Annotated in this window: 24 protein-coding genes; 19 read left to right on the forward strand and 5 right to left on the reverse strand. The window is 45.5% G+C overall.

Going from position 1 to position 21,981, the window contains the following annotated elements:
- Positions 1–195 precede the first annotated feature (195 nt).
- From rpmG to ACDZ28_RS19260, 5 genes are all read left to right on the forward strand, one after another.
- The gene (gene rpmG / locus ACDZ28_RS19240; protein ID WP_076098468.1) at positions 196–345 is read left to right on the forward strand and encodes a 50S ribosomal protein L33; all 150 of its coding nucleotides are present in this window, start codon (positions 196–198) and stop codon (positions 343–345) included.
- Between the two features lie 50 nt (positions 346–395).
- On the forward strand, positions 396–1,604 hold the full coding sequence (locus ACDZ28_RS19245) for a GTP-binding protein (RefSeq protein WP_042126241.1): 1,209 nt from the start codon (positions 396–398) through the stop codon (positions 1,602–1,604).
- A gap of 165 nt (positions 1,605–1,769) precedes the next feature.
- The gene (locus ACDZ28_RS19250) at positions 1,770–2,195 is read left to right on the forward strand and encodes a DUF6157 family protein (protein WP_375102537.1); all 426 of its coding nucleotides are present in this window, start codon (positions 1,770–1,772) and stop codon (positions 2,193–2,195) included.
- 15 nt (positions 2,196–2,210) lie between these two features.
- Positions 2,211–2,960, forward strand: coding sequence for a GNAT family N-acetyltransferase (locus tag ACDZ28_RS19255; protein ID WP_375102538.1), 750 nt, complete (start codon positions 2,211–2,213; stop codon positions 2,958–2,960).
- A gap of 21 nt (positions 2,961–2,981) precedes the next feature.
- Positions 2,982–3,626 carry a class I SAM-dependent methyltransferase gene (locus ACDZ28_RS19260; RefSeq protein ID WP_375102539.1) on the forward strand — a complete coding sequence of 215 codons (645 nt, stop codon included), beginning with the start codon at positions 2,982–2,984 and terminating at the stop codon, positions 3,624–3,626.
- Here the strand turns inward: ACDZ28_RS19260 and ACDZ28_RS19265 are convergent.
- Positions 3,600–4,403 (reverse strand): MBL fold metallo-hydrolase, encoded by an 804-nt coding sequence (locus ACDZ28_RS19265; protein WP_042126249.1) that lies wholly within the window; start codon positions 4,401–4,403, stop codon positions 3,600–3,602. The two genes, ACDZ28_RS19260 and ACDZ28_RS19265, sit on opposite strands and share 27 nt — an antisense overlap.
- A gap of 148 nt (positions 4,404–4,551) precedes the next feature.
- Positions 4,552–5,136, reverse strand: a complete 585-nt coding sequence (locus ACDZ28_RS19270) for a helix-turn-helix domain-containing protein (RefSeq protein ID WP_375102540.1) — start codon at positions 5,134–5,136, stop codon at positions 4,552–4,554.
- A 164-nt stretch (positions 5,137–5,300) separates the two neighbouring features.
- Between ACDZ28_RS19270 and ACDZ28_RS19275 the strand changes: the two genes are divergently transcribed.
- From ACDZ28_RS19275 to ACDZ28_RS19315, 9 genes are all read left to right on the forward strand, one after another.
- On the forward strand, positions 5,301–5,588 hold the full coding sequence (locus tag ACDZ28_RS19275; RefSeq protein WP_042126253.1) for a Dabb family protein: 288 nt from the start codon (positions 5,301–5,303) through the stop codon (positions 5,586–5,588).
- 209 nt (positions 5,589–5,797) lie between these two features.
- Positions 5,798–6,238 carry a DUF86 domain-containing protein gene (locus ACDZ28_RS19280; RefSeq protein ID WP_042126255.1) on the forward strand — a complete coding sequence of 147 codons (441 nt, stop codon included), beginning with the start codon at positions 5,798–5,800 and terminating at the stop codon, positions 6,236–6,238.
- A 59-nt stretch (positions 6,239–6,297) separates the two neighbouring features.
- Positions 6,298–6,963: a metalloregulator ArsR/SmtB family transcription factor gene (locus ACDZ28_RS19285; protein ID WP_042126257.1), complete on the forward strand. Its 666-nt coding sequence runs from the start codon at positions 6,298–6,300 to the stop codon at positions 6,961–6,963.
- 100 nt (positions 6,964–7,063) lie between these two features.
- A complete protein-coding gene (locus ACDZ28_RS19290; RefSeq protein WP_375102541.1) occupies positions 7,064–7,516 on the forward strand; it encodes a YtxH domain-containing protein in 453 nt (150 codons plus the stop codon).
- Between the two features lie 254 nt (positions 7,517–7,770).
- Positions 7,771–8,577: a glutamate racemase gene (gene racE / locus ACDZ28_RS19295; protein ID WP_042132046.1), complete on the forward strand. Its 807-nt coding sequence runs from the start codon at positions 7,771–7,773 to the stop codon at positions 8,575–8,577.
- Positions 8,578–8,782: 205 nt separating this feature from the next.
- Complete coding sequence (locus ACDZ28_RS19300) at positions 8,783–9,991, forward strand: M14 family zinc carboxypeptidase (protein WP_375102542.1); 1,209 nt, start codon at positions 8,783–8,785, stop codon at positions 9,989–9,991.
- Between the two features lie 110 nt (positions 9,992–10,101).
- Positions 10,102–10,353 carry a hypothetical protein gene (locus ACDZ28_RS19305; RefSeq protein WP_042126261.1) on the forward strand — a complete coding sequence of 84 codons (252 nt, stop codon included), beginning with the start codon at positions 10,102–10,104 and terminating at the stop codon, positions 10,351–10,353.
- Positions 10,354–10,478: 125 nt separating this feature from the next.
- The gene (locus ACDZ28_RS19310) at positions 10,479–10,781 is read left to right on the forward strand and encodes an iron-sulfur cluster assembly accessory protein (RefSeq protein WP_042126263.1); all 303 of its coding nucleotides are present in this window, start codon (positions 10,479–10,481) and stop codon (positions 10,779–10,781) included.
- Positions 10,782–10,822: 41 nt separating this feature from the next.
- Positions 10,823–11,062, forward strand: a complete 240-nt coding sequence (locus ACDZ28_RS19315) for a DUF1450 domain-containing protein (protein ID WP_042126265.1) — start codon at positions 10,823–10,825, stop codon at positions 11,060–11,062.
- A gap of 89 nt (positions 11,063–11,151) precedes the next feature.
- Here the strand turns inward: ACDZ28_RS19315 and ACDZ28_RS19320 are convergent, their stop codons facing one another.
- Together ACDZ28_RS19320 and ACDZ28_RS19325 are read right to left on the reverse strand one after the other, a co-directional pair.
- Complete coding sequence (locus tag ACDZ28_RS19320) at positions 11,152–13,170, reverse strand: LTA synthase family protein (protein WP_375102543.1); 2,019 nt, start codon at positions 13,168–13,170, stop codon at positions 11,152–11,154.
- Between the two features lie 154 nt (positions 13,171–13,324).
- On the reverse strand, positions 13,325–14,464 hold the full coding sequence (locus ACDZ28_RS19325) for a class I SAM-dependent RNA methyltransferase (protein WP_042126269.1): 1,140 nt from the start codon (positions 14,462–14,464) through the stop codon (positions 13,325–13,327).
- A gap of 225 nt (positions 14,465–14,689) precedes the next feature.
- On the opposite strand from ACDZ28_RS19325, the gene ACDZ28_RS19330 reads away from it, so the two are divergent.
- Positions 14,690–15,319, forward strand: coding sequence for an O-methyltransferase (locus tag ACDZ28_RS19330; RefSeq protein WP_042126271.1), 630 nt, complete (start codon positions 14,690–14,692; stop codon positions 15,317–15,319).
- Between the two features lie 7 nt (positions 15,320–15,326).
- Here ACDZ28_RS19330 and ACDZ28_RS19335 read toward each other — a convergent pair whose 3' ends face one another.
- Positions 15,327–16,547 carry an MFS transporter gene (locus ACDZ28_RS19335; RefSeq protein ID WP_042126273.1) on the reverse strand — a complete coding sequence of 407 codons (1,221 nt, stop codon included), beginning with the start codon at positions 16,545–16,547 and terminating at the stop codon, positions 15,327–15,329.
- A gap of 278 nt (positions 16,548–16,825) precedes the next feature.
- Here ACDZ28_RS19335 and hemE point away from each other — a divergent pair, with 278 nt between their 5' ends.
- From hemE to ACDZ28_RS19355, 4 genes are all read left to right on the forward strand, one after another.
- Positions 16,826–17,887, forward strand: coding sequence for a uroporphyrinogen decarboxylase (gene hemE, locus ACDZ28_RS19340; protein ID WP_042126274.1), 1,062 nt, complete (start codon positions 16,826–16,828; stop codon positions 17,885–17,887).
- Positions 17,888–17,922: 35 nt separating this feature from the next.
- A complete protein-coding gene (gene hemH, locus ACDZ28_RS19345) occupies positions 17,923–18,879 on the forward strand; it encodes a ferrochelatase (RefSeq protein ID WP_139328657.1) in 957 nt (318 codons plus the stop codon).
- The gene (gene hemG, locus ACDZ28_RS19350; protein WP_375102544.1) at positions 18,876–20,297 is read left to right on the forward strand and encodes a protoporphyrinogen oxidase; all 1,422 of its coding nucleotides are present in this window, start codon (positions 18,876–18,878) and stop codon (positions 20,295–20,297) included. The genes hemH and hemG overlap by 4 nt, the downstream gene beginning before the upstream one ends.
- Before the next feature lie 279 nt (positions 20,298–20,576).
- Positions 20,577–21,971 (forward strand): CapA family protein, encoded by a 1,395-nt coding sequence (locus ACDZ28_RS19355; protein WP_375102545.1) that lies wholly within the window; start codon positions 20,577–20,579, stop codon positions 21,969–21,971.
- Positions 21,972–21,981 lie beyond the last annotated feature (10 nt).

The raw sequence follows: 21,981 nt of genomic DNA on the forward strand, positions 1-21,981 counted from the left end.
CTCCTGCCTGATTCTCCTGAAATTACAAGAATCATATTTTTATAATTCCATCTATACGTGATTTGTCCACCAGAAAGACCACAAAATTAAGAGAGTTGAAATATTTACAAGACGATAGTTGACAGACTGTGAATAAAACGTGTACGATGTGTTAATCGTAATTATTACGATTTAATTAAAAAGGAGATGGAAGCAATGAGAGTAATCATTACTTTAGCATGTACGGAGACAGGAGATCGCAACTATACCACTACCAAGAATAAGCGAAATCATCCAGGTCGTATGGAAATGAAGAAATATTGTCCACGCCTCAAAAGAGTTACCTTACACCGCGAAACCCGGTAAGTGCTATAAGTGCTAAATATAAATGCTAATCAATTATAGGAGTGATCTGAATGAAAAAAATCCCCGTTACTGTGCTAAGTGGTTACTTAGGCTCCGGTAAAACAACGCTATTGAATCATGTCTTACACAACCGAGAAGGCTTGAAGGTTGCTGTTATCGTGAACGATATGAGTGAAGTGAATGTGGATGCCAATCTGGTGAAGTCTGGAAACACGCTGTCCAGAACTGAAGAGAAATTAGTGGAGATGTCTAACGGTTGTATCTGCTGCACACTCCGCGATGATTTGATTGTTGAAGTGCAAAAGCTGGCTGCTGAGGGTAGGTTTGATTATATCCTGATTGAATCTTCTGGCATTAGTGAGCCTGTGCCGGTAGCCCAGACCTTTACCTATGCGAATCCCGAGCTGGATATCGATTTAACTACGCTTGCTCAATTAGACACGATGGTTACCGTTGTGGATGCGGGCCGATTCTGGCATGACTTTTCTTCTGGTGATAGTCTGATGGATCGCAGTCAAACGGCTGGCGAAGATGATTTTCGCGATATCGTGGATTTGCTTATAGATCAGATCGAAACTTGTGATGTGTTGCTGCTTAATAAATGTGATCTGCTGGAAGAAGAAGAGCTCAACAAGCTTGAAGCTGTGCTCCGTAAACTTCAGCCGACCGCCAAGCTGATCCGTACGGTTAACGGAGTGGTAGATCCGAAGGAGATTCTTAATACCGGACGGTTTGATTTTGAAAAAACAAGCTTATCTTCCGGTTGGATCACGGAGCTAAATAAGGAGTCTCATACACCTGAGACGGAGGAATACGGAATATCTTCATTCGTCTATCGCCGGAGAACACCATTCCATCCGCAAAGATTAAGCTTGTTCTTCAGTCATTGGCCGGAAGAGGTTGTTAGGGCGAAGGGGATTGTATGGGTTGCCGCAGAAGGTGATCTTGCAGCGAGTATCAGCCAGGCTGGACCCTCGATTCAGTTCGGACCTGCCGGCTACTGGCTGGCTACAATGCCTGAGGATCAGCAGCTGGAGGTATTGGAAAGCGAACCTGAAATGAAAGCCAAGTGGGACGAGCGGTGGGGCGATCGAATGAATGAAATCGTGTTTATTGGTGTGAGTATGGATCAGGCACAAATTGAAGCCAGATTGGACAGATGTTTACTGACACTTGAAGAGCTGAAGCAGGATTGGACCACCTTTCACAATCCGCTTCCGTGGCCGGTAGAGGAGCTCCTAGCAGCTACCGAGGAATAGAATCTAAGATGAGATAGCAGGTAGGAAATCCGGAGTCAGGAGATTTAGATTCCGGATTTTTGCTGTGTAATTATAGTGGAATTTGTAAAATTCAGCTATGCTTATAATAGAACTATGAATTATCATAGAAGGAATATATTTCAATTAATAATAGAGGTGTTGCACATGAGTTATACAAACACTTTCATTCGGGTAGCAGAAGATTGTCCTGAGGAAACAGGAATCCCCCCGATGTCTTGTCGTACACTCCCGCCTGCTCATGTAATTCAGTATGAGCTGCTTATCAATGAACCCTATAAATACAATCATGAAGAGCTTCTGTACGAGATTCATGTGCGGCATAAACAAATCCCACAGGAAGTACGAATGAACCGTAAGGAAGAAATATGGAATGAGCTATTTTCCAGAAAACATCCATGCCTGCGGGCCTCTTTACTTCCGAAGCGTTTCGGTTGGGGAGTTCATTACAATGCAGATGGGAAAATAGCACTATACGGCAAGGAGTCCCCTGAATACGACTATTTTACTTCGTATGGTGATGAAGCAGTGAAGCTGCTGCCAGCGATGCGTAATAAGCGGGAACGCGGTTAATAAGGAGGGGATAGCATGTATAAATCAATAGAGGAAATTACACTCAATACTTGGCCGGCAGAGCAGAGTGTTCTCCTAAACGGCTGGGTACTGCGAACGGCTGCAGGTTATACGAAAAGGGCCAATTCGGTCAATCCATTGTATAGTGCTGAGGGCTCTCTTACCGATCTTACAAACCAAATCAAGCTTGCTGAGCAGTACTATAAGGCTGCGGGATTAAAGCCTGTGTTTAAAATAACACCGTATATCCAGCCAGCGAACCTGGACGAGCTGCTAGCGGATCGCGGATACACAGTTGTTGAGCCATCCTCTGTAAGGCTTCTAGACCTAGAGGATTTAGCTACTCCTGATCATCGATATGAGGTACAAGTTCAGGAGAGCCTGACTGAAGAATGGCTAAATGTCTTCACGAAGCTCTCTGAGCTATCCATTGAGAATCGGAGCACATTAACTAGAATGTTATGTGCTTCGGTCTTGCAGCAGGGCTATGTTCTTTTGTATAAAAATGGTGTTCCTGCCGCTTGCGGTCTAGGTGTTATTCAGAACGGATACATAGGTCTCTTTGATATTATCACGGCTTCCGATCAGCGTAGACAAGGTATGGCGGAGCAATTGCTGCTTGCATTGCTTCACTGGGGTAAGACGCAGGGAGCGACAACCGCTTTTTTGCAGGTTGTACAAGCGAATGCTGGTGCTTCGGCTTTGTATGACAAGCTCGGTTTTAAGGAAATATATCCATATTGGTATAGGGTGATGGGCGATTAAAGCAAAGCGAGGCGATGACGTATGTCCGAGTACTGGAACCGGCGGTTCGCTCAGGAAGGAATGATCTGGGGAAGTGAGCCAAGCCCTACGGCTATGGAGGCAAAGACGCTCTTTCGTAAGAATAATGTGAGGTCCGTACTTGTACCAGGAGCAGGCTATGGGCGGAATACGAAGGTGTTCTCCAGTGAATTTGAGACCATTGGTATTGAATTAAGCGGGGCCGCACTCGGGCTTGCGGTGGAGTGGGACCCCGCATGCTTTTTTATTTCCGGTTCCGTGTTAGACTGCAATCTAGAAACGAAGGTAGATGCTATCTACTGCTATGACTTGTTGCATTTATTTCTTTATGAGGATCGTCGTAGGTTGGTTTCAAATTGTTTGGACCAATTGCACCCCGGAGGTCTGCTTTATTTCACTTCTTTTTCCGATGAGGATCCGAATTACGGCTGTGGTGCATGCTTGGAACCTGCGACCTATGAATATAAAAAAGGGAAGTTCGCTCATTTTTTTAGTGAAGCTGATTTAAAACAGCATTTTGAGCATATGGAAATTATCAAAACAGGCACCAATATCGAGACACTTAGAGACCCTCAGGGATCAACCCGTCAATATGTCCTAAGATCTATATTCGCAAGAAAATTACACGAACTTCCCTTGACCCGGTAGCGCCATTTCTTTGAAATTTTTGCATAAATGGGCTAGCTGAGTAGATAACTTCTCACCTTCCATAGGCACCCCGTGTCCAGAGAGAACGATATGAGGATTTAGGAGTGCAAGGGTTCGGACTGACTTTTCCGCGTCTTCCCAGTCCGTTGTGAAATAAGAGGGCGGGCCATGTACAACCTGATGCTGTGTAGCCACTGCGAAAACGGACTCTTGTTTGACTGTAAGAAAGGTGTCACCAGCAATCAGAACCTTATCCTCTGGTCTGAATAGGGAAATATGGCCGGGACTATGACCGGGAGTATGGATCCATTTCCAGCCTTTTGCTCCAGGGACGGTTCTGTCTTCCGGCAACGGCTGTACGGCTGAACCAAGGTCGATGCCGCGATGTGAAAATAATGAGGACACCGTACTCATCAGTCCGCCGCCTACGGCAGGGTCCGCTGGAGGATAGTCCGCTTTACCTGTTAGATAAGGAAGCTCAAGAGGATGAGCATATACGGGTATATTCCATTCCTCAAGAAGCTTTTTTACGCCCCCGATATGGTCAAAATGTCCATGTGTCAGGATAATGGCGACTGGGGGCTTCTCGAACTTCTCTTTAGCAAATTCAATAATCCTATTTGCGTATGAGCTGAGTCCTGTATCTACAATGATCCAGTCCGAATGGGGCTGGCCGATGAATGCGCAATTTACGAACATGGTTCGTAGTCCGATGACACCGGGGGCCACGTCCCAAGTATCGGTGTAGCCTTCAGATAGTATTCCATCAAGTCTCATCTTACGCCTCCTGTTCCGTTCTAGAAATCTGAAGAAAGTTACCTAAACAATAGTATGACCCTTTTTCAAGAAAAAAATATGGCAAAAAACCCTTCTCCTAATTAAGGAAGAAGGGCTGGCGTTAAACTAATTAAGCGATAGGATCACATTAGAGCGTTCCGCAGTCTGCAAATAGAATATGGCGTGGAATCCGGAAGAAAGCTTCGGCTTTTTCCTGCAGAGCAGGAGTCGGCAGATGGCTGCTGTGCAACCATTTACGGAACGTTCCGGGATGAACCCCTATCCAAATACTTACATCGGTTACGGAAAAATCGTAAACCATACAAAGTCCGGTCAGAATCACATTGCTGCGCGGTGAACTGGTAATACTTCTTTTCATAAAGCGAGAAGGTGTTGGTTGACATACAATTGGACTTTGACGAATCAGTGTTTCATTAAACAAAATGTGGGGCGGGTACCCGAGCAGGCGGCAGGTCTTGTCAATGTTATTGTTGGAAGGGATACGACCTTCGTATACCCAGGCACTTACACTGCGAGAGGATATACCAAGATCTTCTGCGAGTCGTGAAAGTTTGATATCCTTAGCCATCAATACAGCAAGTAACACACGGTTTCTAATCTGGCTACGCTTTGGACGGCGGAATCTTTTTACACGAACGCCTTGTCCAAGATATTTGCGGTTGATCAGAGACCACGCCTGGATATTATGAGTTTCTTGTTGGTTACTAGGCATAATTCCTCCGATTTTTTAAAAATATACTACAACACTTTCCTGTACATCGGCAATGGTTAATGCTGCTATTTCTGTCATCACTTCTTAAGTTTCTTTCAGAACGCGTAAGCTTATGATATATTTTTAATATCTAATTACAATATTACAACAAGGAGCGAGATAGAATGATCAAGCATATAGTGTTTTTCAAATTGAAGGACCGGTCCGAAGAAAGTGTTGCGGCAACGGTAGCCGTACTGCGAAATATGGAAGGTAAAATCCCGCAGCTCCTTTCGATTGAAGTGGGTGCTGATATCATTCATTCTGATCGATCCTTTGATATTGCGCTTGTTACGGTGGTAGCTTCTCTAGATGATTTACAGGCTTATCAGGTTCATCCGGCGCACAAGGAAGTCATAGCTCATATTAATGAAGTGAAGGAACTTTCAATTGCTGTAGATTACGTAATTTAAGCGATAAACTGATTGAATAGCATCATCATTTTATACCGGAAGCGGTGACAGGAATGCGTGAGCTCGAGTATCCGATGGAAGCGTTAACTTATTTGGTCGTTTTTCTTGCGGCAAGTTTCATTATGTTCTTTTGGCTGAAACGCCGCGGCAAACGCGGTAAGTAGAGATAATGCAGATTTCTCTAACTATTTTGACATGGGGGTATTACTGTGTATTATGTCAACCGCAAACAAATCGAAACCATTCTTGCTCAAATCCCAGATATAACCACGGGTCTTCGGACTGTAGCAGCTTCATGGGATGGCAACACTTTAACCGGACTAATACAAGAACGCTGCCTTCATCTGGCGATAGAGGTGGTCACGGACGTTGGTAGTTGTCTGATTGACGGTTTTATTATGCGTGATGCTGGAAGTTATGAGGATATCATTTCAATCATACATGAAGAAAAAGTGCTAGGTAAAAGTGAAATATACGAGAGATTGATAGAGCTTGTTGCGCTCCGTAAGCCGCTCGTGCAGGATTATTTTGCCTGGGAAAGAGAAGCTCTTCACCCGCTCACTCCAATCCTTCCAGAGGTGCTAGAGAAATTTGCTGTTGAAGTAGGGAATTATTTGGATCAGGAACTAGGGTCCGGTGTAACGCTATAATAGCATAAGATAGAATCATATAAAATAGGCGATAGCCGTGAAAGAGAGGGGGTTCCTTTATGATGAAGATGGGGCAGGAAAATGGATCGACAAGGCACTTGATTATGACGCTCCTGAAAACGAAAGGACCACTGACCATCGGCGCGCTGGCAGAAGAGTTGGGAATTACAGAGATGGGTGTCCGTCGTCATGTGCTTCAGCTGGAGCAGGAGGGACTTGCTAAGACAAAAGTGGTTCGGCAAGCGATGGGGCGGCCTTTACATATGTACTCTTTAACAGAAAGGTCCGAAGACTATTTTCCAAAAAGCTATCACAATTTGGCTTTGGAGCTTCTGCGTGAATTGGATTATGGCAGTGGATTGGAAGCTGTAAATACATTATTTGAGGGACGCCGTCGGCGGATGCTCACCCAGTATGCACCGATGATGGAACGCCGGAATTTGGAAGAACGAGTAGCCGAGTTATCGTCGATCCAAAATGCCGGGGGATATATGGCGGAGTGGAACCGTGAAGAAGACGGTTCGTATGTCATAAGAGAATACAACTGCCCGATCCGCCAGGTTGCTACCCAGTATCGCAAAGCTTGTCAATGCGAACATAGCTTATTTGAGGAATTGCTGGATGCTAAAGTTACAAGAAGTGAATGTATGGCAGAAGGCGGACAATGCTGCCGATACGCTATTGCACCCAAAAATGTAACAGACAAAACTTCTGAAAAGTCGTAATAATTAGTCACAAGACAAACTCCTGCTGCTTATGATATAGCAGATATAGGCATTAGCCCGGTAGAGCGGGAAGCAATGAATTTAAAGGAGAGATGAAACGATGAAAAAGGACACTAAAGGTTTATTATGGGGAGCTTTAGTCGGAAGTGTGGTTGGATCGGTGACAGCACTTCTGTTCGCACCTAAGCCAGGAAAAGAGCTGCGCAAGGATATTGCGGAAGGAACAGCTGCTGGCATTGAAAAGGTACAGGGAATTGCCGTGCAGGCAGGTGACAAGAGCGTCGAGCTGTATGACAAAGCTAAAGATTCTATCGGCCATGTCGTACATGAGGTCCGCGAATGGAGCAAATCATGCTCTGGTGCTGTTGAAGAAGATACAGCTACTGTAGCTGTAAGTGGAATTGCTACTGAAGAAACCATTCAAGAGGCTGCAGTCACTTTGGAAGAGGTCACGGAGTTAGAGGTATCGCCTGTAAGTGATGAAGCTGGCAGTGAAGAAGCTAGTCTTGAAGAAGCTCAGTCAGATGACAAGGACAATAACGAAATCGCATAATGAAACAGTGGATGGATTCTTTGGTTTTACGTTCAAAAAGTACTTATTCTCTTTTAATAGAGCCGCTTTTTCGCATTGGGCGGAAGGTGGCTTTTTTATTTCATTCTTATGGACCTGTGAAATGATGGAAAAAGTATTGGCTTGAACTAAGAGTACAAAAGGAGTATTATCTGCAATTGGGGCTGAAAGTCAGGTACATTTTGTTTTCGGCTTACATAAGCTACACAAAACAAGTAGAAGGAAGCGGTGTGTTCGTGCAGCAAGCTATCGCAATATTAGACTCAGGTGTGGGAGGGCTAACAGTTGTCAAAGAAGTGATGAGGCAACTCCCGCGGGAGAAGATCATTTATTTCGGAGACACGGCCCGAGCTCCGTACGGACCCCGTTCGACCGAGGAAGTAACACTGTTTACAGAACAAATTGTAGATTATTTGATCCAGTTTAATCCTAAAATGATTGTTATCGCTTGTAATACCGCAACAGCCGCGGCACTCGATTATATCTCAGCCAAGGTCTCGATCCCTGTCATTGGGGTGATTCATCCCGGAGCCCGTGCTGCAATTAGCGCGACCAAAAGCGGACATGTCGGCGTAATCGGTACAATTGGAACAATTAGCAGTGGGGCTTATACTAATGCACTGAAGCAGCTGTCTCCATTCGTTGAGGTTGTTAGTCAAGCCTGCCCAGCGCTTGTCCCGCTTGTAGAGCAAGGCATGTTCCGCTCAGAGAAAAGTTATGATATTGTAGAGCAGGCATTGGAAGGCATTAAAGATACTAACATCGATACTTTAATTTTAGGATGCACTCATTATCCATTTCTTGTTGAACCTATTGGAGAGACCATGGGCCCGGGAGTCAAACTGATCAGTTCCGCAGATGAGACAGCTCGTGAGATCAGCACGATTTTATATGATAAAGGCAAGCTGTCTATCGGGGACGAAAGTCCAATTCATCAGTTCTTCTGCAGTGGTGATGCTGAAATGTTTCAGAGAATTGCCCGAGACTGGCTTGGAGAACAAATTAGACGTACCCCAGTAGTGTGGCAAGTATCCACATTATAAGCAGAGCAATGTTGAATTGAATAGGGACAAACTCTACGGAGTGTAAGAAAAAAGGCTGGGAAGCACGTTTCCCAGCCTTTTTTCTTGTGATTCATTTCTCCTTCATGCAGGGGAGTGGCACTTGCATACAATAGAGTTAAGTGCTGTTTGCTGCTATTTTTGTATCTACCGTATCAGCAATTAAAGGCCGAGAGGATGAGACCTAATGCGACAATATATTGCAAGCAGGGGAGATACCGTAAGCCGAATTGCCGCCCTGCATGGATTAACCCCTGAGCATGTGATTCAAGGTAATCCATGGGTTGGGAGACAGTCTTATTTATATCCGGGTCAGGTTTTATTTCTGCCGTCTTCACCCCGTAAGAGATATGCGGTGCAAGAAGGGGACGATCTTGAACGAATAATCTCATTATTCCATGTGAGTTTAGATGATTTGGAGAAGCTTAATCCAGGTGTGACCTCACGACGCTGCTGTACACCGGGAAAAGTGCTCGTCATTCCGCCCCCGATTCCAGAGCGAGTGGTGTTCTTGCGTGGAGAGTACGGCCCGGTTGATGTCGAGAACGACATCAGCAGTCTGATTGCACAATATCCTTTTATACAAGCACATCCAATTGGCAACAGTGTGCTTGGCAAGCCAATTCATGTGCTTAAAATAGGTAATGGAAGCCGTCATCTGCATGTTAACGCGGCTCTGCATGCTAATGAATGGCTGACCTCGCCTTGTTTGATGTCGTTTATAGAAGAGTACGCAGCAGCTTATGCTAAAGGTTTGGCATGGAATGGTCATCGTCCAGAGGAATGGTACAATAACTGGACCCTATGGGCTGTTCCCATGGCTAACCCTGACGGCGTGGAATTAGTACAGGAAGGTGTTTTGCCAGGCCACCCGTATTATGCGGATCTTATGAAATGGAACGGGGGACGGCGTAGCTTCCGCCATTGGAAGGCCAATATACGCGGTGTGGATCTCGGGGATCAGTTCCCTGCCCATTGGGAAGAGGAACGGGAACGTCGGGGTGTATTTCTGCCCTCTCCGCGTGATTACAGTGGTCCTGAGGCGCTGAGTGAGCCTGAGGCAGCCGCACTGGCAATACTTGCTGAGGGAGTGCCCGGAGAAGCTGCAGTGTCTTTGCATACCCAAGGGGGAGAGATCTACTGGAATTACCGGGGATATGAGCCTCCCGAAAGCCGTGAACTAGCAGCACGGCTGGCCGCTGCGAGTAGCTATCGTGCAGTAGAATTAACGGGCAGCGATGCTGGATATAAGGATTGGTTCATCCAGACCTTCCGCAAACCTGGATTTACAGTAGAGCTAGGGATCGGCAAAAATCCGTTACCACTGGCAGATTTTGAAGATATGGCACTAGAAACGGGTCTAATTTTGGGAACGATACTATCCAATGTGAAATAATTATGAAACAATTACAGTAAACTTGCGTAAAATAAACCATAGGGTATGGCCGCTGTCGTCACTACACGTTATCCGCGGCTGTATCCTTTTTACTTGGGAGGAGGGCCACTATGAAACTGAAAAAACTGCTGTCACTGAAGCAATGGTCTGCCATCTTCAGTAGTTCCTGGCGATATGTAATCTCCCCTAAAGTCGCAGTTGGGGACAAGCTGTTATTCACAATTCCAGTGCTGCTCTATTGGGTGTTGCCAGATTTCATGCCGTTTTTACCGATCGATGATATTGGAGTAACAATGCTCCTGATGGGCTGGTTCGTATCACGGATGGGAAGGAAATACCCGGCACTTCAGGCCGGAAAATGAGGCAGTGAAGTGAGATTTGCCTCGGATTGTGTATCTAATTTGTTAATATAGTTGCTTTTAGATATCAATTACCTTTAAAATAGGTAATTGAGTATTTAATTTAAGTACTAGGAGATGGATAATAGATGAAGGTCAAAATTACCCGCAATGCGGCTAAAGTGATAAAGAAACAAATGGAACTTGAAGGAAACAGCGAGTTGAAGCTTCGCGTAGCGATTACGCATGCTCACGGTGATCATGCTCACTACGGACTGGATTTGGACACGCCTAACGAGAATGATGTTGTAGTGTCGACAGATAAAGAAATCGATGTTATTCTTGATCCGAATCAACCGCTCCTTGATGGTGTGGTCGTTGATTATTTATATCTTCCTGAAGAAGGTTTTGTTATTACTAATCCGTCTAAAGGTAATCACGGCGATCACTAAACGTTTCGCCTTAAATTTGGGACATAAAGAAGGGTTGCTCCATGGCTAACGATATACAAGTGTGCGATGAATGTAATTTTATGAAATTGAAGAGTATCATACCCAAACTGCAAAAGATGGCGCCTGATGCAGAGATCAAGGTCGGCTGTAAGTCGTACTGTGGTCCATGTGGCAAACGGGCCTTTGTATATGTTAATGGTCGTTATGTGAGTGCTCCAACAGAGGAAGAAGTGTTGAAGAAGGTAGAAGCTTTTATCAAGCAACCGGCCGTTCAGAAATAATGCAGAGGTCTTATCCATCAACTTAAAAAGCCCTAAACCCGTGTTGATGACGGAGTTTAGGGCTTTTTTTTAATTATAGATCGGAATTTTTATGGCGCGGTTTCTTCTTTTCGGAGCATTTTGATGCCATCGTATTTCATGATATCGTCTGAGATTTGCAGTCGTTGCTTGCTTGTCTCGAACCCTGTACTGCACCCCGCAACATCAATAACTTCGCGGCTATCGAGGCTATAACAGGTACCCTTGTCGAATTGGCCATTTTCACTTGGGAGATAGGATCTCTTCGCATCGGCAAAGGCACCGGTTCGCAGTGTCACAAGTCGCTCTTTGCCGCTGAACAGATTATTACCCATAAGATAATAAGGATCTTGGGAGATCCCCAGCAGATGGAGTAAGGAAGGTGTGAGATCCAATTGACCCGCCGGATTAGAATCAACGACCGAGGCGTTAGTGCCCGGGAGATGAATGAGTAATGGAACTTGGTGCGTGATTTGATGCATGTCGAGTTTACTTAGGCTTTTGTCAAGAAATCGCTCGTAATAAGAGGTCTCTTGGATGGAATTATCATGATCCCCATAAAAGGCAAGAATCGTATTATCCCACAACCCGCGTTGTTTCATATCACTTACTAATTGCCCTAAAGCTTCATCCGTATAGTGAACAGCCTGCAAATAATCACCGAAGATAGTCCCCTTAAACTCCCCAGTATCAAGCCCTTGCTTGTCCGCAGGGAGAGAATAAGGATGATGACTAGATAGTGTAGTCAAAAAGGAGTAAAAGGGTTGCTGTATCGATTCTGCTGTATCCATCATATTCAGTGACTGCCTCAGGAACGATTTATCTCCCAATGACCAGCCTAGAGGCTCATCGATCTTGTAGTCTTTTTTACTATAAAAATGGTCATACCCCATCGCCTTATACATGATCTGTCGATTCCAGAAGCTTCCCTCATAGGCATGGAAGGCATTGGTGCTGTAGCCCTTTGACTTCAAAATGGCAGGCAGTGTGTCAAACTGGTGATCCGGGTAACGGACAAATACTGAGCCGGAGACCAGCGGATAGAGTGAACCATTAGAGGCGAAATCCGCATCGGAGGTTCGTCCTTGTGAGGTCTGATGATAGTAATTACTGAAGTAGGTGTTCTCTTTGATAAGCGCATTTAAATTAGGTGTGATCTCTTGTCCATTAATCGAACGTCCCACTACAAAATTCATAAAAGCTTCGGCTTGAATCACAATGATGTTGCTTCCGCTGTATTTTCCAAAGCTGTCGTTAAGTGCGCTTTGCTCAGCATTGTGTTCATTGAACCAGAGCTTCATGGAGCTGGCTTCCTCTTGTGGAAGCTCGGGCTGAGGGCCTAGATGATCTTTGGCATACAAGTAAATATCATAACCGTGAAATCCAATGAGTCCTGTAACGTTATACATCGCCAAGCTCCACCAGTTACCCGTGAACAAACCCTTGGCCCAGGTAGTGGCATAAGAGTGGATAGGGCCAAAGGTCAGAATGCACCCCAGTACCAATGCAACGACACCGTTAGCGCTCCGTTTCAGTACTGTCATTAAGCGTGATGAAGAGCGGGAATGACTTGTACGAGCATAATAGGAAGCCTGCCCATTGTTATAGGTATGGGTGTTCCGGCGGAATAGTACTACGCAAAAGACGTAAACGAGAAACAGCAGCCAATCCGCGAACAAATAGAGATCAGAAGGACGGAGCAGTGCAAAGATACTCCCGCCGAGTGCATCCATTTGTCCGGCTTGAAACAGAACGGGAACGGTGATGAAATCTTGAAAGTATCGGTAGTAGACAATGTCAGAATAAATAAGTAATGTCAGGAGCAAGTTTATGATTATCAGGGCTATGGTTTGACCACGTCGGGGGAGCCATAGCACCCAAAATGACAATAGCATAACTGAACCAAGAGCAATCAGCTTATCGAGACGGTTCATATCAATATTTGGGGCATGCAGCCCGCTGTGAAGAAACATTAGCTTAGCGAGCATAATGCCAAGAAAAAGGATATAACCGATATAACGGGAGCGGACAATAGGGGTGATTCTATCTATTAAGGACGAACTGCTCCTCGTAAATGGATCTCGTGACACATTAAAGCCTCCTAACGCTGTAAATGAATAGGTAAGAAGAAACGGACACCGTCCTCTATTGAGGTAGATGTCCGTTCTTAATTAAAAATATAAGAAAGTATAAGTTTCACACCATACTTCATGTCTTATATTTCTCGCATAATTGAATTCCAAATTATTTTGGATTTCTAGGTGGAAGTGGACCCAAGTATTGATAATATTGACACTCAATACGTCCGTTATACAGCTTGCGACGTTTGTCCGCTTTACGACCGTAATATTGTTCGAATTCCTTATAAGGACTGATGGCAAAGAATGACCAAGTCGGTAGATACAACATCATTTCACCAAATTGGCGAGTCAGCTTCTCTACCTCTTTGTCATTACTGATCCGTTCTCCATATGGAGGGTTGGTGATGATGCAACCATATTCCCCTTGGGGTCTTGCTTTGGCGGCAGCCATCACGGTGAAGGTGATTTCTCCGGACAGGCCGGCGCTTTTAGCGGCAGCTTCAGCGATTTCTATGGCAGCAGGATCAATATCAGTGCCGGTTAGCTGTAACGGATAATCGTCTCGCACGGCATCGAAAGCTTCTTCGCGGGCTTCTTCCCACAGATACTTAGGAATGACTGGCCAATGTTCCGAAGGGAAGGAGCGGCGAAGTCCCGGTGCGATATTCCAAGCGATCATAGCAGCTTCGATCAACAGTGTTCCTGAACCGCAACAAGGATCATATAGCGGTCGGTGGCCATTCCAGCGGCTAAGCTGGATTAGCGCAGCAGCCATCGTTTCCTTCAGTGGCGCTTCGGTTGCTTGTCTGCGGTATCCACGTTTGTGAAGTGCAGGTCCAGTAGTGTCTAGTGTAATAAGCGCGATATCATTTAACAAAATCACTTCGATTACATAACGAGGTCCGTTCTCTGGAAACCAGTCCGTATGGTAGGAAAGCTTTAGCTTTTCAACAATAGCTTTTTTGACAATCCCTTGGCAAGCGGGTACACTCGTTAGTTGTGATTTATGGGACCGGCCTTCTACCGGAAATTCTCCATTCTCTGGAATCCAGTCTTCCCAAGGAAGGGCTTTGACACCCTCGAATAATTCATCAAAGGTTTTGGCTGGAAATTGGCCCATTTTTACTAATACGCGGTCCGATGTACGCAGCCATAAATTACAGCGACAGATGTCGATATAATCACCACTGAACAATACACGACCGTTTTCGACCGTGGTCTCATAACCCAGTTCGTTTAATTCGCGCGCTACTACAGCTTCTAATCCCATAGGGGCAGTAGCGATTAATTGTAATTTGCTCAAATACGCTCAACTCCGTTTAACTTGTAGATAAATACAAAAAGCCAGTACAATAAGAAGAAACGACATTGTCGTCCTTTAAAGACGATAAGCGTTTCTCGCAAAAGCATCCATACAAGTATATGGGAATGTGGGACACTTCACAATGCCCGGCATTCCATAAACCATAAAATTTTCCCCGTCATCCCTTAAATCGAGAAAACGGGGGATCATCAAAGGAGAATCTTTATGCTTACACAAGAAGAGTACAGTGAACAACTTTATACCGAGGACGAAATCCTGCTTCAGGTAAAAGAAGCTATCGTCCAAGCGGGTATGCCGGAGGTGTCTGTCGAGCCGGGATACGGAAGACTGCTCACCATGCTTGTTAGATTGTCCCGCTCGAAGCGTATTTTGGAGATTGGCGCACTTGGCGGCTACAGCGGGATTTGCTTATCCCGTGGTTTCGCAGCGGGTGGCCGGCTGACCTCACTAGAGCTAAGGGCCGATTATGCTGAACTTGCTCGCCGTAATTTAGAACTGGCCGGATTCGGAGATTCTACGGAGTATAGAATCGGCCCTGCTATGGACAGTCTGAAGGCTCTGGAAGCAGAGGGCGCTAAGTTCGATTTCTTTTTCATTGACGCAGATAAGATTAACTACTCTAATTACTTAGAATATGCCATTAAGTTGGCTAACCCAGGTGCGATTATTGCTGGTGATAATATTTTTCTCCGCGGACGGACGCTAAATACAGATCGAAATGGGCCTGCCATTCTTGCAGTACGGCATTTCAACGAAATGATCGCTACCGATGAACGTCTGATCAGCACTTGTCTGCCAGCCTATGATGGACTGGCGTTGGCAATGGTGAAATAGCAGAAAATTAGCGAAATAGCCGTGGTGGAGTAGCTTTGTATAGCTTAACCCGGACCCATACGGTGTTTAACAGCAACAAGCTTCCGGAGATGATAAACAGTCCCTCAATACCAATATAACCAGATAGAAAGCCGCCTATGATAGCTCCCAGCATATTGCCAAGTGACAATGTGCTGCCGTTGAAGCCGAATGCGCGGCTTTCTTTCCCGTCAGGGGTATAAGACCGGATAAGCGCATTAACGCTGGGCAAAAGGCCGCCCATAAAAATCCCCATGAGAAAACGGACAATGATTAGCTGCCACACGCTAGTAACGAAAGCTTGCGGAATCAGGAATAGCGAAGCCCCGATTAACGCGTAGGTCAGAATGCGGTGTGCGCCGACTTTATCACTCAGCTTGCCGAGCAAGGGGGAAGCCAGCATGTTGGAGATCCCTGTAACTGCGCTGACCATTCCGGCTAAAAAGGCTATATTCTCAGCAGGCCCATTTAACTTTTCAACATACAGTGGCAGCAAGGCCATGGGGCTGATCATTGCAAATTGCAGCAAAAAGGTTACACCAAACAGCGCCGGGAGCTGAGGGATCTTGATCAATTCCTTCAAGCCCTCCATTACTGACACCTGTGGCTCTTGTGCCGCTTCTGCACGATCGAATTTCTCTTTAACGAGAAACAGTGCCAGTAGAGAGGCGATGAAGAGCAAGGCGCCAACGACATAAAAGATCGGACGAAATCCGATTAAATCAGCAAGAAAACCACCAATAAGTGGTCCAAGGATGGTACCAGCAACAGAACCCGACTGCATCAGCCCCATCGAAAATCCCATACGTGCTTTCGGAGTAGTACCCGATACGAGTGCGATGGAAGCGGGATTGAAGCCGGAGATTGTACCGTTTAGCAGTCGCAGTAAGAGCAGCTGCATAGGGGATTGTGCGAAGCCCATCAATACCATAACGATAGCCATGCCAAAGCTGGAGCGCAGGAGCATGATTTTACGTCCATATTTGTCAGCAAGTTTTCCCCATAGTGGCTGGAAAATGAAAGAAGTTAAAAAGTTTGCGGCAAAAATAAGGCCCGCCCAAATTCCAATTTCATGCTCACCCTGAACTCCAAGATCCTTAGCAAGATACAAGGTCAGGAACGGTGTGATCATCGTCATTCCGGCATTTACCAAGAATTGTCCGAACCAAAGCACTAAGAGGTTGACCTTCCATGTCTCCCATTTCTTCAAAGTGCTTTCACTTCCTTTCAAAGAATTTCAGAAAATACATGATTCACAGAAAAATAGACATTTTATCAGTATATCATTTTTTTAGCTTCAAAAGTGCAATACATGTCATAGTAATGTCATAGGATTGTCATTCCACGATCTTCGTTTTGCTTGTTACAACCTTTTAAAAAGGGCATAATAGTAAGTATGCCGATCAAGCATAAACGCCATCGGCGTCCTTATTAGGACGGTAAGCGTTTATTTTAAAAAATCTTATAAAATATAATGGAGATCTTATCATGACCTACAACGACACTTTTATCCGCGCCTGCAGAAAGCAGGAAACGGAGCACGTTCCCGTATGGTACATGCGGCAGGCCGGCCGTTATGATCCCGAGTACCGTAAAATCAAGGAAAAGTACTCATTGCTTGAAATCTGCAAACAGCCTGAGTTGGCGGCTGAAGTAACCTTGATGCCTGTGCGCAAGCTAGGTGTGGACGCGGCCATTTTGTATTCAGACATTATGAATCCGGTCGCTTCTATCGGTGTGAAATTTGATATCGTCAAAGATATTGGCCCTGTGATCGAGAATCCGATTCGCTCTGCAGCAGATGTCGAGAGACTGAAGCCTATTGATGTTGAAGGCGATCTCGGACATATTTTGGAGACGATTGCTATTCTGGATAAGGAGCTAGACGTGCCCTTGATTACTTTCGCAGGCGCACCGTTTACAATTGCCAGCTATCTGATCGAAGGCAGACCTTCCAAAGGATATATTCGGACTAAAGAGCTAATGTACAGTGAACCCCGTGTCTGGGAAATGCTGATGGATAAGCTCGGCGATATGATTATCGCTTACCTCCGCAGTCACGTGCGTAGTGGTGGAAAAGCGTTTCAATTGTTCGACAGCTGGGTCGGTGCCCTTGCGCCACGCGATTTTGAAAAATATGTGTTACCGACGGTTTCTCGTATTTTTTCCGAATTATCTGATCTTGATGTACCGAAAATATACTTTCCTGGCGTAAGCTCTGGCGAATTGCTACCGAGTCTTACGAAGCTTCAAGCGGATGTAATCGGGGTGGACTGGCGTGTGAGCTTGTCCGAAGGTCGACGCAGAACCGGTGGGAAATTTGCGATTCAAGGCAACCTGGATCCGTATTTACTTACAGCGCCGATGGACGTCTTGAAGGAGCACGCGAAAGCGTTAATTGATGAAGGGGTACAAGAGCCGGGATATATCTTCAATCTGGGTCATGGCTTATTCCCGGAGGCTTCTTTAGAGAAGCTTAGAGAATTAACGGAATATATTCACGAATATTCACAGGAAGTATTAAAAGAATCAGCCAAACTGCGTTCTTAAAAATAGCCTATTAAATCTATAAGGGGATGGAATCCGTGACAGCAAAAATAGGTGTTCTCGTCATGTCGTATGGCACTCCTAAAAGCTTAGAAGACGTTGAAGCATATTACACTCATATTCGGCGAGGTAATCCGCCGACAGCGGAGCAGCTTAAAGAATTAACAGATCGCTATGAAGCGATCGTCGGGGGTGTATTCCCGCTGCGGGAGAACACAGACCGTCAAGTAGCTGCATTACAGGCAGCACTAAACGCGGATAAAGCTGGGGCGGATGTTGAATTTGTCTGCTATCAGGGTTTGAAGCATGCCTATCCGTTTATTGAGGACGGCGTCGAGGCTATGGCGAAGGACGGCATTACCCAAGCGGTTGGTGTTGTGCTTGCCCCTCACTATTCAAGCATGAGCGTGGGTGGCTATATCAAACGTGCTCAGGAAAAGGCTGATGCATGTAAAATCAACATGGGTTTTGTGGAGAGCTACCATATGCACCCAGTATTGATCGATGTTCTAAGCCGGAGAGTAACTGCGAAAATAGATCAATATATCGAAGCAGGCGCTACTCGCGATGAGATAAGGGTATTATTTAGCGCGCATAGTCTTCCAGAGCGTATTCTAGCTATGGGCGATCCTTATAAAGATCAACTATTGGAGACCTCAAAGGCTATTGCAGATCAAGCGGGGATAACCAATTGGCAGTTTACGTGGCAAAGCGCAGGACGGACAGCTGAACCATGGCTTGGACCAGATATTCTGGATACACTTCAGCAACTTAGCAAGGAACAGGTAGAGTATGTTCTAGTGGCACCGATCGGGTTCGTATCCGATCATTTAGAAGTGCTGTATGACCTTGATATCGAGGCAACAGCCGTAGCTTCAGAGCTGGATATGCGTCTTATGCGGATTGAATCATTAAACAGCGATCCTGCGTACATGTCCGTATTGAGCGATGTTGTTCGTACAAGACTGAATCAAATGTCGGCCGGTCAGTCATGACTGGTCCCTCTAGGCGAATTGTTATCATAGGCGGTGGGCTGAGTGGACTCAGCGCCGCCTTTTACATTCGTAAGTTTTACAAAGAAGCTGGCATGAAACCTGATATTGTACTGCTAGAGAAAGACAAGACTCTTGGTGGGAAGATCGAAACATTGCACCGGGATGGATTTGTGATTGAGAAAGGTCCGGATTCTTTTTTAGCTAGCAAAACAGAGATGATTGAATTGGCTAAGGAATTAGAGCTAGATCACGAGCTGGTGAACACAAATCCAAAGGCAGAGAAGACCTATATACTACAGCGTGACAAGCTTCATCCTATGCCTTCCGGTCTTGTGCTTGGAATTCCTACTGAACTAAAGCCATTTCTATCAAGTGCTCTGGTTTCATTCGGTGGCAAAATACGCGCGCTGATGGACTTGATCCTTCCTCCTAAGCGGAGTAATGACGATGAATCCCTCGGACAGCTGATTGAGCGACGTTTAGGTACTGAAGTGATGGAGAATTTGACCGAACCGCTATTAGCCGGTATGTATGCTGGGGATTTACGCAAAGTCAGCCTACAGGCTACCTTTCCGCAATTTGGAGAAGTAGAGCGGCAGTATGGTGGTCTTATTCGTGGAATCATAAAAGAACAGAATTCCTCCAAGACAAATACGAGCACAAAGAACAGCACTTTTCTGACATTTCGAAAAGGACTACAAAGTCTCGTGCATGGCTTGATTCATGAACTGCATGATGTAGAACAGCGAACTGAAGCTGCGGTGGTCTCTATACATGCTACAGGAACTAATGCTTCTCGTTATGAGCTAGAACTGGAAAGTGGCGAACGGCTACTTGCGGATGAAATATATATCACCACACCAAATTCTTTTGCTGCCGAACTTTTGCGTCCACATGTGGATGTTTCAGCACTCGATGCGGTAAATTATGTATCGGTTGCGAACTTAGTCATGGCCTTCGACAAGAAGGATATCGAAATTGATGATGCTGGAGCAGGTTTTCTTGTGCCACGTAAGGAAGGGCGCAATATTACTGCCTGTACATGGACGTCAACGAAGTGGCCGCATACGAGTCCAGATGATAAAGTACTTATGCGCTGTCATGTAGGCCGTTCCGGAGATGAGCAGAATGTTCAACTTCCAGATGAGGCTCTTACGGAGCTAGTGAGTAAGGATTTACGAGAGATCATGGGCATTACAGCGAAACCTATATTCACAGAAATTACTCGTTCGGAACATTCGATGCCACAGTATCCTGTTGGACATCTTGACAATCTTTCTAAATTCCTTAGGGAGCTTGAGACCACACTTCCTGGGCTATATGTCTTTGGAGCTGGATATGATGGAGTGGCAATGCCCGATTGCGTCAAGCAGGCCAAGCTTACAGCACAAAGCGCTGCAAAGCGTATATCGAATTAATGTTCATTTACAGGAGAGTTAGAATTATATAATGAACGGTGAAGCGAAAATTATTTTGCTTCACCGTTTTTGTTTAATAGAAGAATATCCGATTTTAAAAATATAAGGAAGTATAAGTTTTACGCTATTTTTTATGTCTTATATTTCTCGTTTAAATACTTACCGTCCTTATAAGGACGGTGAGAGTGTTTATACTTGGCGGACTCTCTTATTTGGAGGGTCAGGTGCTAGATATGCTATAATAGAACCAATTTGAGAGTAGAGGAGATCATAGAAAAAATGTATCCGCCGCGATCGCGTTCTAGACAGAAGAACAAACATAAGAGCAAACGTAAGCGCAGAACGGCCTGGATTTGGATCAATGCAGGTCTTCTTTTGATGATTACTGTGGCGCTCAGCTATAGTTTTATGGAAGACAAATTTAAGGGGAGTTCTGAGCCGCCTCCGGTGGCGCAAGTCACAGCCTCACCTACACCCGATATTACTGCTCAGGAGACAGCACCTATTGTAACTACAACGCCAACGCCTGAAGTCACGGAGTCTCCCGTCCCTTCTCCTACGGTAGCGCCTGAGGCCACACCTACACCGAAGCCTGAGAAGGAAGAGAATATTGAAACACAGGCGCCGGAAGCTACTTCGACCCCTTCGCCAGATGAAAGCAGCTCCCAAGTCGCAGATGGTGGTTCTGTGTCTGGACTTCCATCAGATGACCAGGCTTCTGGCAATACAGTGACCTTGAATTTTGGCGGAGATGTTATTTTTTCGGGCAAAGCCGGGGAATTGCTTGAGAAGAAAGGCTACGACTATTCGTATGCCGCGTTAAATGGAATGTTCAAGAAGGATGACCTTACGGTCGTGAATCTGGAGACTCCTGTGACCACGGGTGGGGTTGGCGCCGCTAATAAGCAGTTTGTATTCAAAGGCTCACCGAAGGCGTTAGATGCTCTTAAGGCAGCCGGAGTGGATGCAGTAAATATGGCGAACAATCATACGCTTGATCAAGGGGAGGAAGGTCTGCGAGACACGCTTAGTCATCTCTCGGAAAGAGGCATTCCTTATGTTGGTGCTGGACTCAACAGTAAAGAAGCTTTCTCGGCGCAATATTTTGAGCGTAAAGGGATTAAGATCGCCTTATTGGGGTTCACACGTGTGATTCCTGCATCGGATTGGATGGCAGGAAAGAATAAACCGGGGCTTGCTTCAGTTTATGATAGCAGAGAAGGACTTAAAGCGATTGCTGCAGCTAAACAAAAAGCTGATTTGGTTGTCGTAGTAGTCCATTGGGGCAAGGAACGGGTAGAGCAGTTCGATAATATTCAGCAGACCCTAGGACGTAGCTTTGTCGATGCGGGAGCTGATCTTGTCATTGGCGGTCACCCACATGTATTGCAGGGTGTAGAGCCATACAAAAGTAAGTGGATCGCCTACAGCACTGGTAATTTTATTTTTACGAGATCAACGGTACCTGCCACTTGGGAAACTGCTGTTTTTCAGGCGGAATGCAGTAAAAAAGGACAATGTTCATTACAGCTGAAGCCTATGACTGCTGAGCTAGCTCAGCCCGTGCCAATGAATCAGGTGAACGGACAGCTTTTACTTAAAAAAGTAGAGTCTTTATCTGCTGGTCGAGTTAAGATCGACAGTGACGGTAAAGTCACTCAAGTTACAAAATAGGGTTCCTGGG

The organism is Paenibacillus sp. RS8, assembly GCF_041956825.1.
Lineage (GTDB): Bacteria > Bacillota > Bacilli > Paenibacillales > Paenibacillaceae > Paenibacillus_AQ.

Excerpts from the sequence above, each read along its gene's own strand:
- rpmG (WP_076098468.1), top strand. The coding sequence starts at position 196 with ATGAGAGTAATCATTACTTTAGCATGTACGGAGACAGGAGATCGCAAC.
- ACDZ28_RS19245 (WP_042126241.1), top strand. The coding sequence starts at position 396 with ATGAAAAAAATCCCCGTTACTGTGCTAAGTGGTTACTTAGGCTCCGGT.
- ACDZ28_RS19250 (WP_375102537.1), top strand. The coding sequence starts at position 1,770 with ATGAGTTATACAAACACTTTCATTCGGGTAGCAGAAGATTGTCCTGAG.
- ACDZ28_RS19255 (WP_375102538.1), top strand. The coding sequence starts at position 2,211 with ATGTATAAATCAATAGAGGAAATTACACTCAATACTTGGCCGGCAGAG.
- ACDZ28_RS19260 (WP_375102539.1), top strand. The coding sequence starts at position 2,982 with ATGTCCGAGTACTGGAACCGGCGGTTCGCTCAGGAAGGAATGATCTGG.
- ACDZ28_RS19265 (WP_042126249.1), bottom strand. The coding sequence starts at position 4,403 with ATGAGACTTGATGGAATACTATCTGAAGGCTACACCGATACTTGGGAC.
- ACDZ28_RS19270 (WP_375102540.1), bottom strand. The coding sequence starts at position 5,136 with ATGCCTAGTAACCAACAAGAAACTCATAATATCCAGGCGTGGTCTCTG.
- ACDZ28_RS19275 (WP_042126253.1), top strand. The coding sequence starts at position 5,301 with ATGATCAAGCATATAGTGTTTTTCAAATTGAAGGACCGGTCCGAAGAA.
- ACDZ28_RS19285 (WP_042126257.1), top strand. The coding sequence starts at position 6,298 with ATGATGAAGATGGGGCAGGAAAATGGATCGACAAGGCACTTGATTATG.
- ACDZ28_RS19290 (WP_375102541.1), top strand. The coding sequence starts at position 7,064 with ATGAAAAAGGACACTAAAGGTTTATTATGGGGAGCTTTAGTCGGAAGT.
- ACDZ28_RS19300 (WP_375102542.1), top strand. The coding sequence starts at position 8,783 with ATGCGACAATATATTGCAAGCAGGGGAGATACCGTAAGCCGAATTGCC.
- ACDZ28_RS19305 (WP_042126261.1), top strand. The coding sequence starts at position 10,102 with ATGAAACTGAAAAAACTGCTGTCACTGAAGCAATGGTCTGCCATCTTC.
- ACDZ28_RS19310 (WP_042126263.1), top strand. The coding sequence starts at position 10,479 with ATGAAGGTCAAAATTACCCGCAATGCGGCTAAAGTGATAAAGAAACAA.
- ACDZ28_RS19315 (WP_042126265.1), top strand. The coding sequence starts at position 10,823 with ATGGCTAACGATATACAAGTGTGCGATGAATGTAATTTTATGAAATTG.
- ACDZ28_RS19330 (WP_042126271.1), top strand. The coding sequence starts at position 14,690 with ATGCTTACACAAGAAGAGTACAGTGAACAACTTTATACCGAGGACGAA.
- hemE (WP_042126274.1), top strand. The coding sequence starts at position 16,826 with ATGACCTACAACGACACTTTTATCCGCGCCTGCAGAAAGCAGGAAACG.
- hemG (WP_375102544.1), top strand. The coding sequence starts at position 18,876 with ATGACTGGTCCCTCTAGGCGAATTGTTATCATAGGCGGTGGGCTGAGT.
- ACDZ28_RS19355 (WP_375102545.1), top strand. The coding sequence starts at position 20,577 with ATGTATCCGCCGCGATCGCGTTCTAGACAGAAGAACAAACATAAGAGC.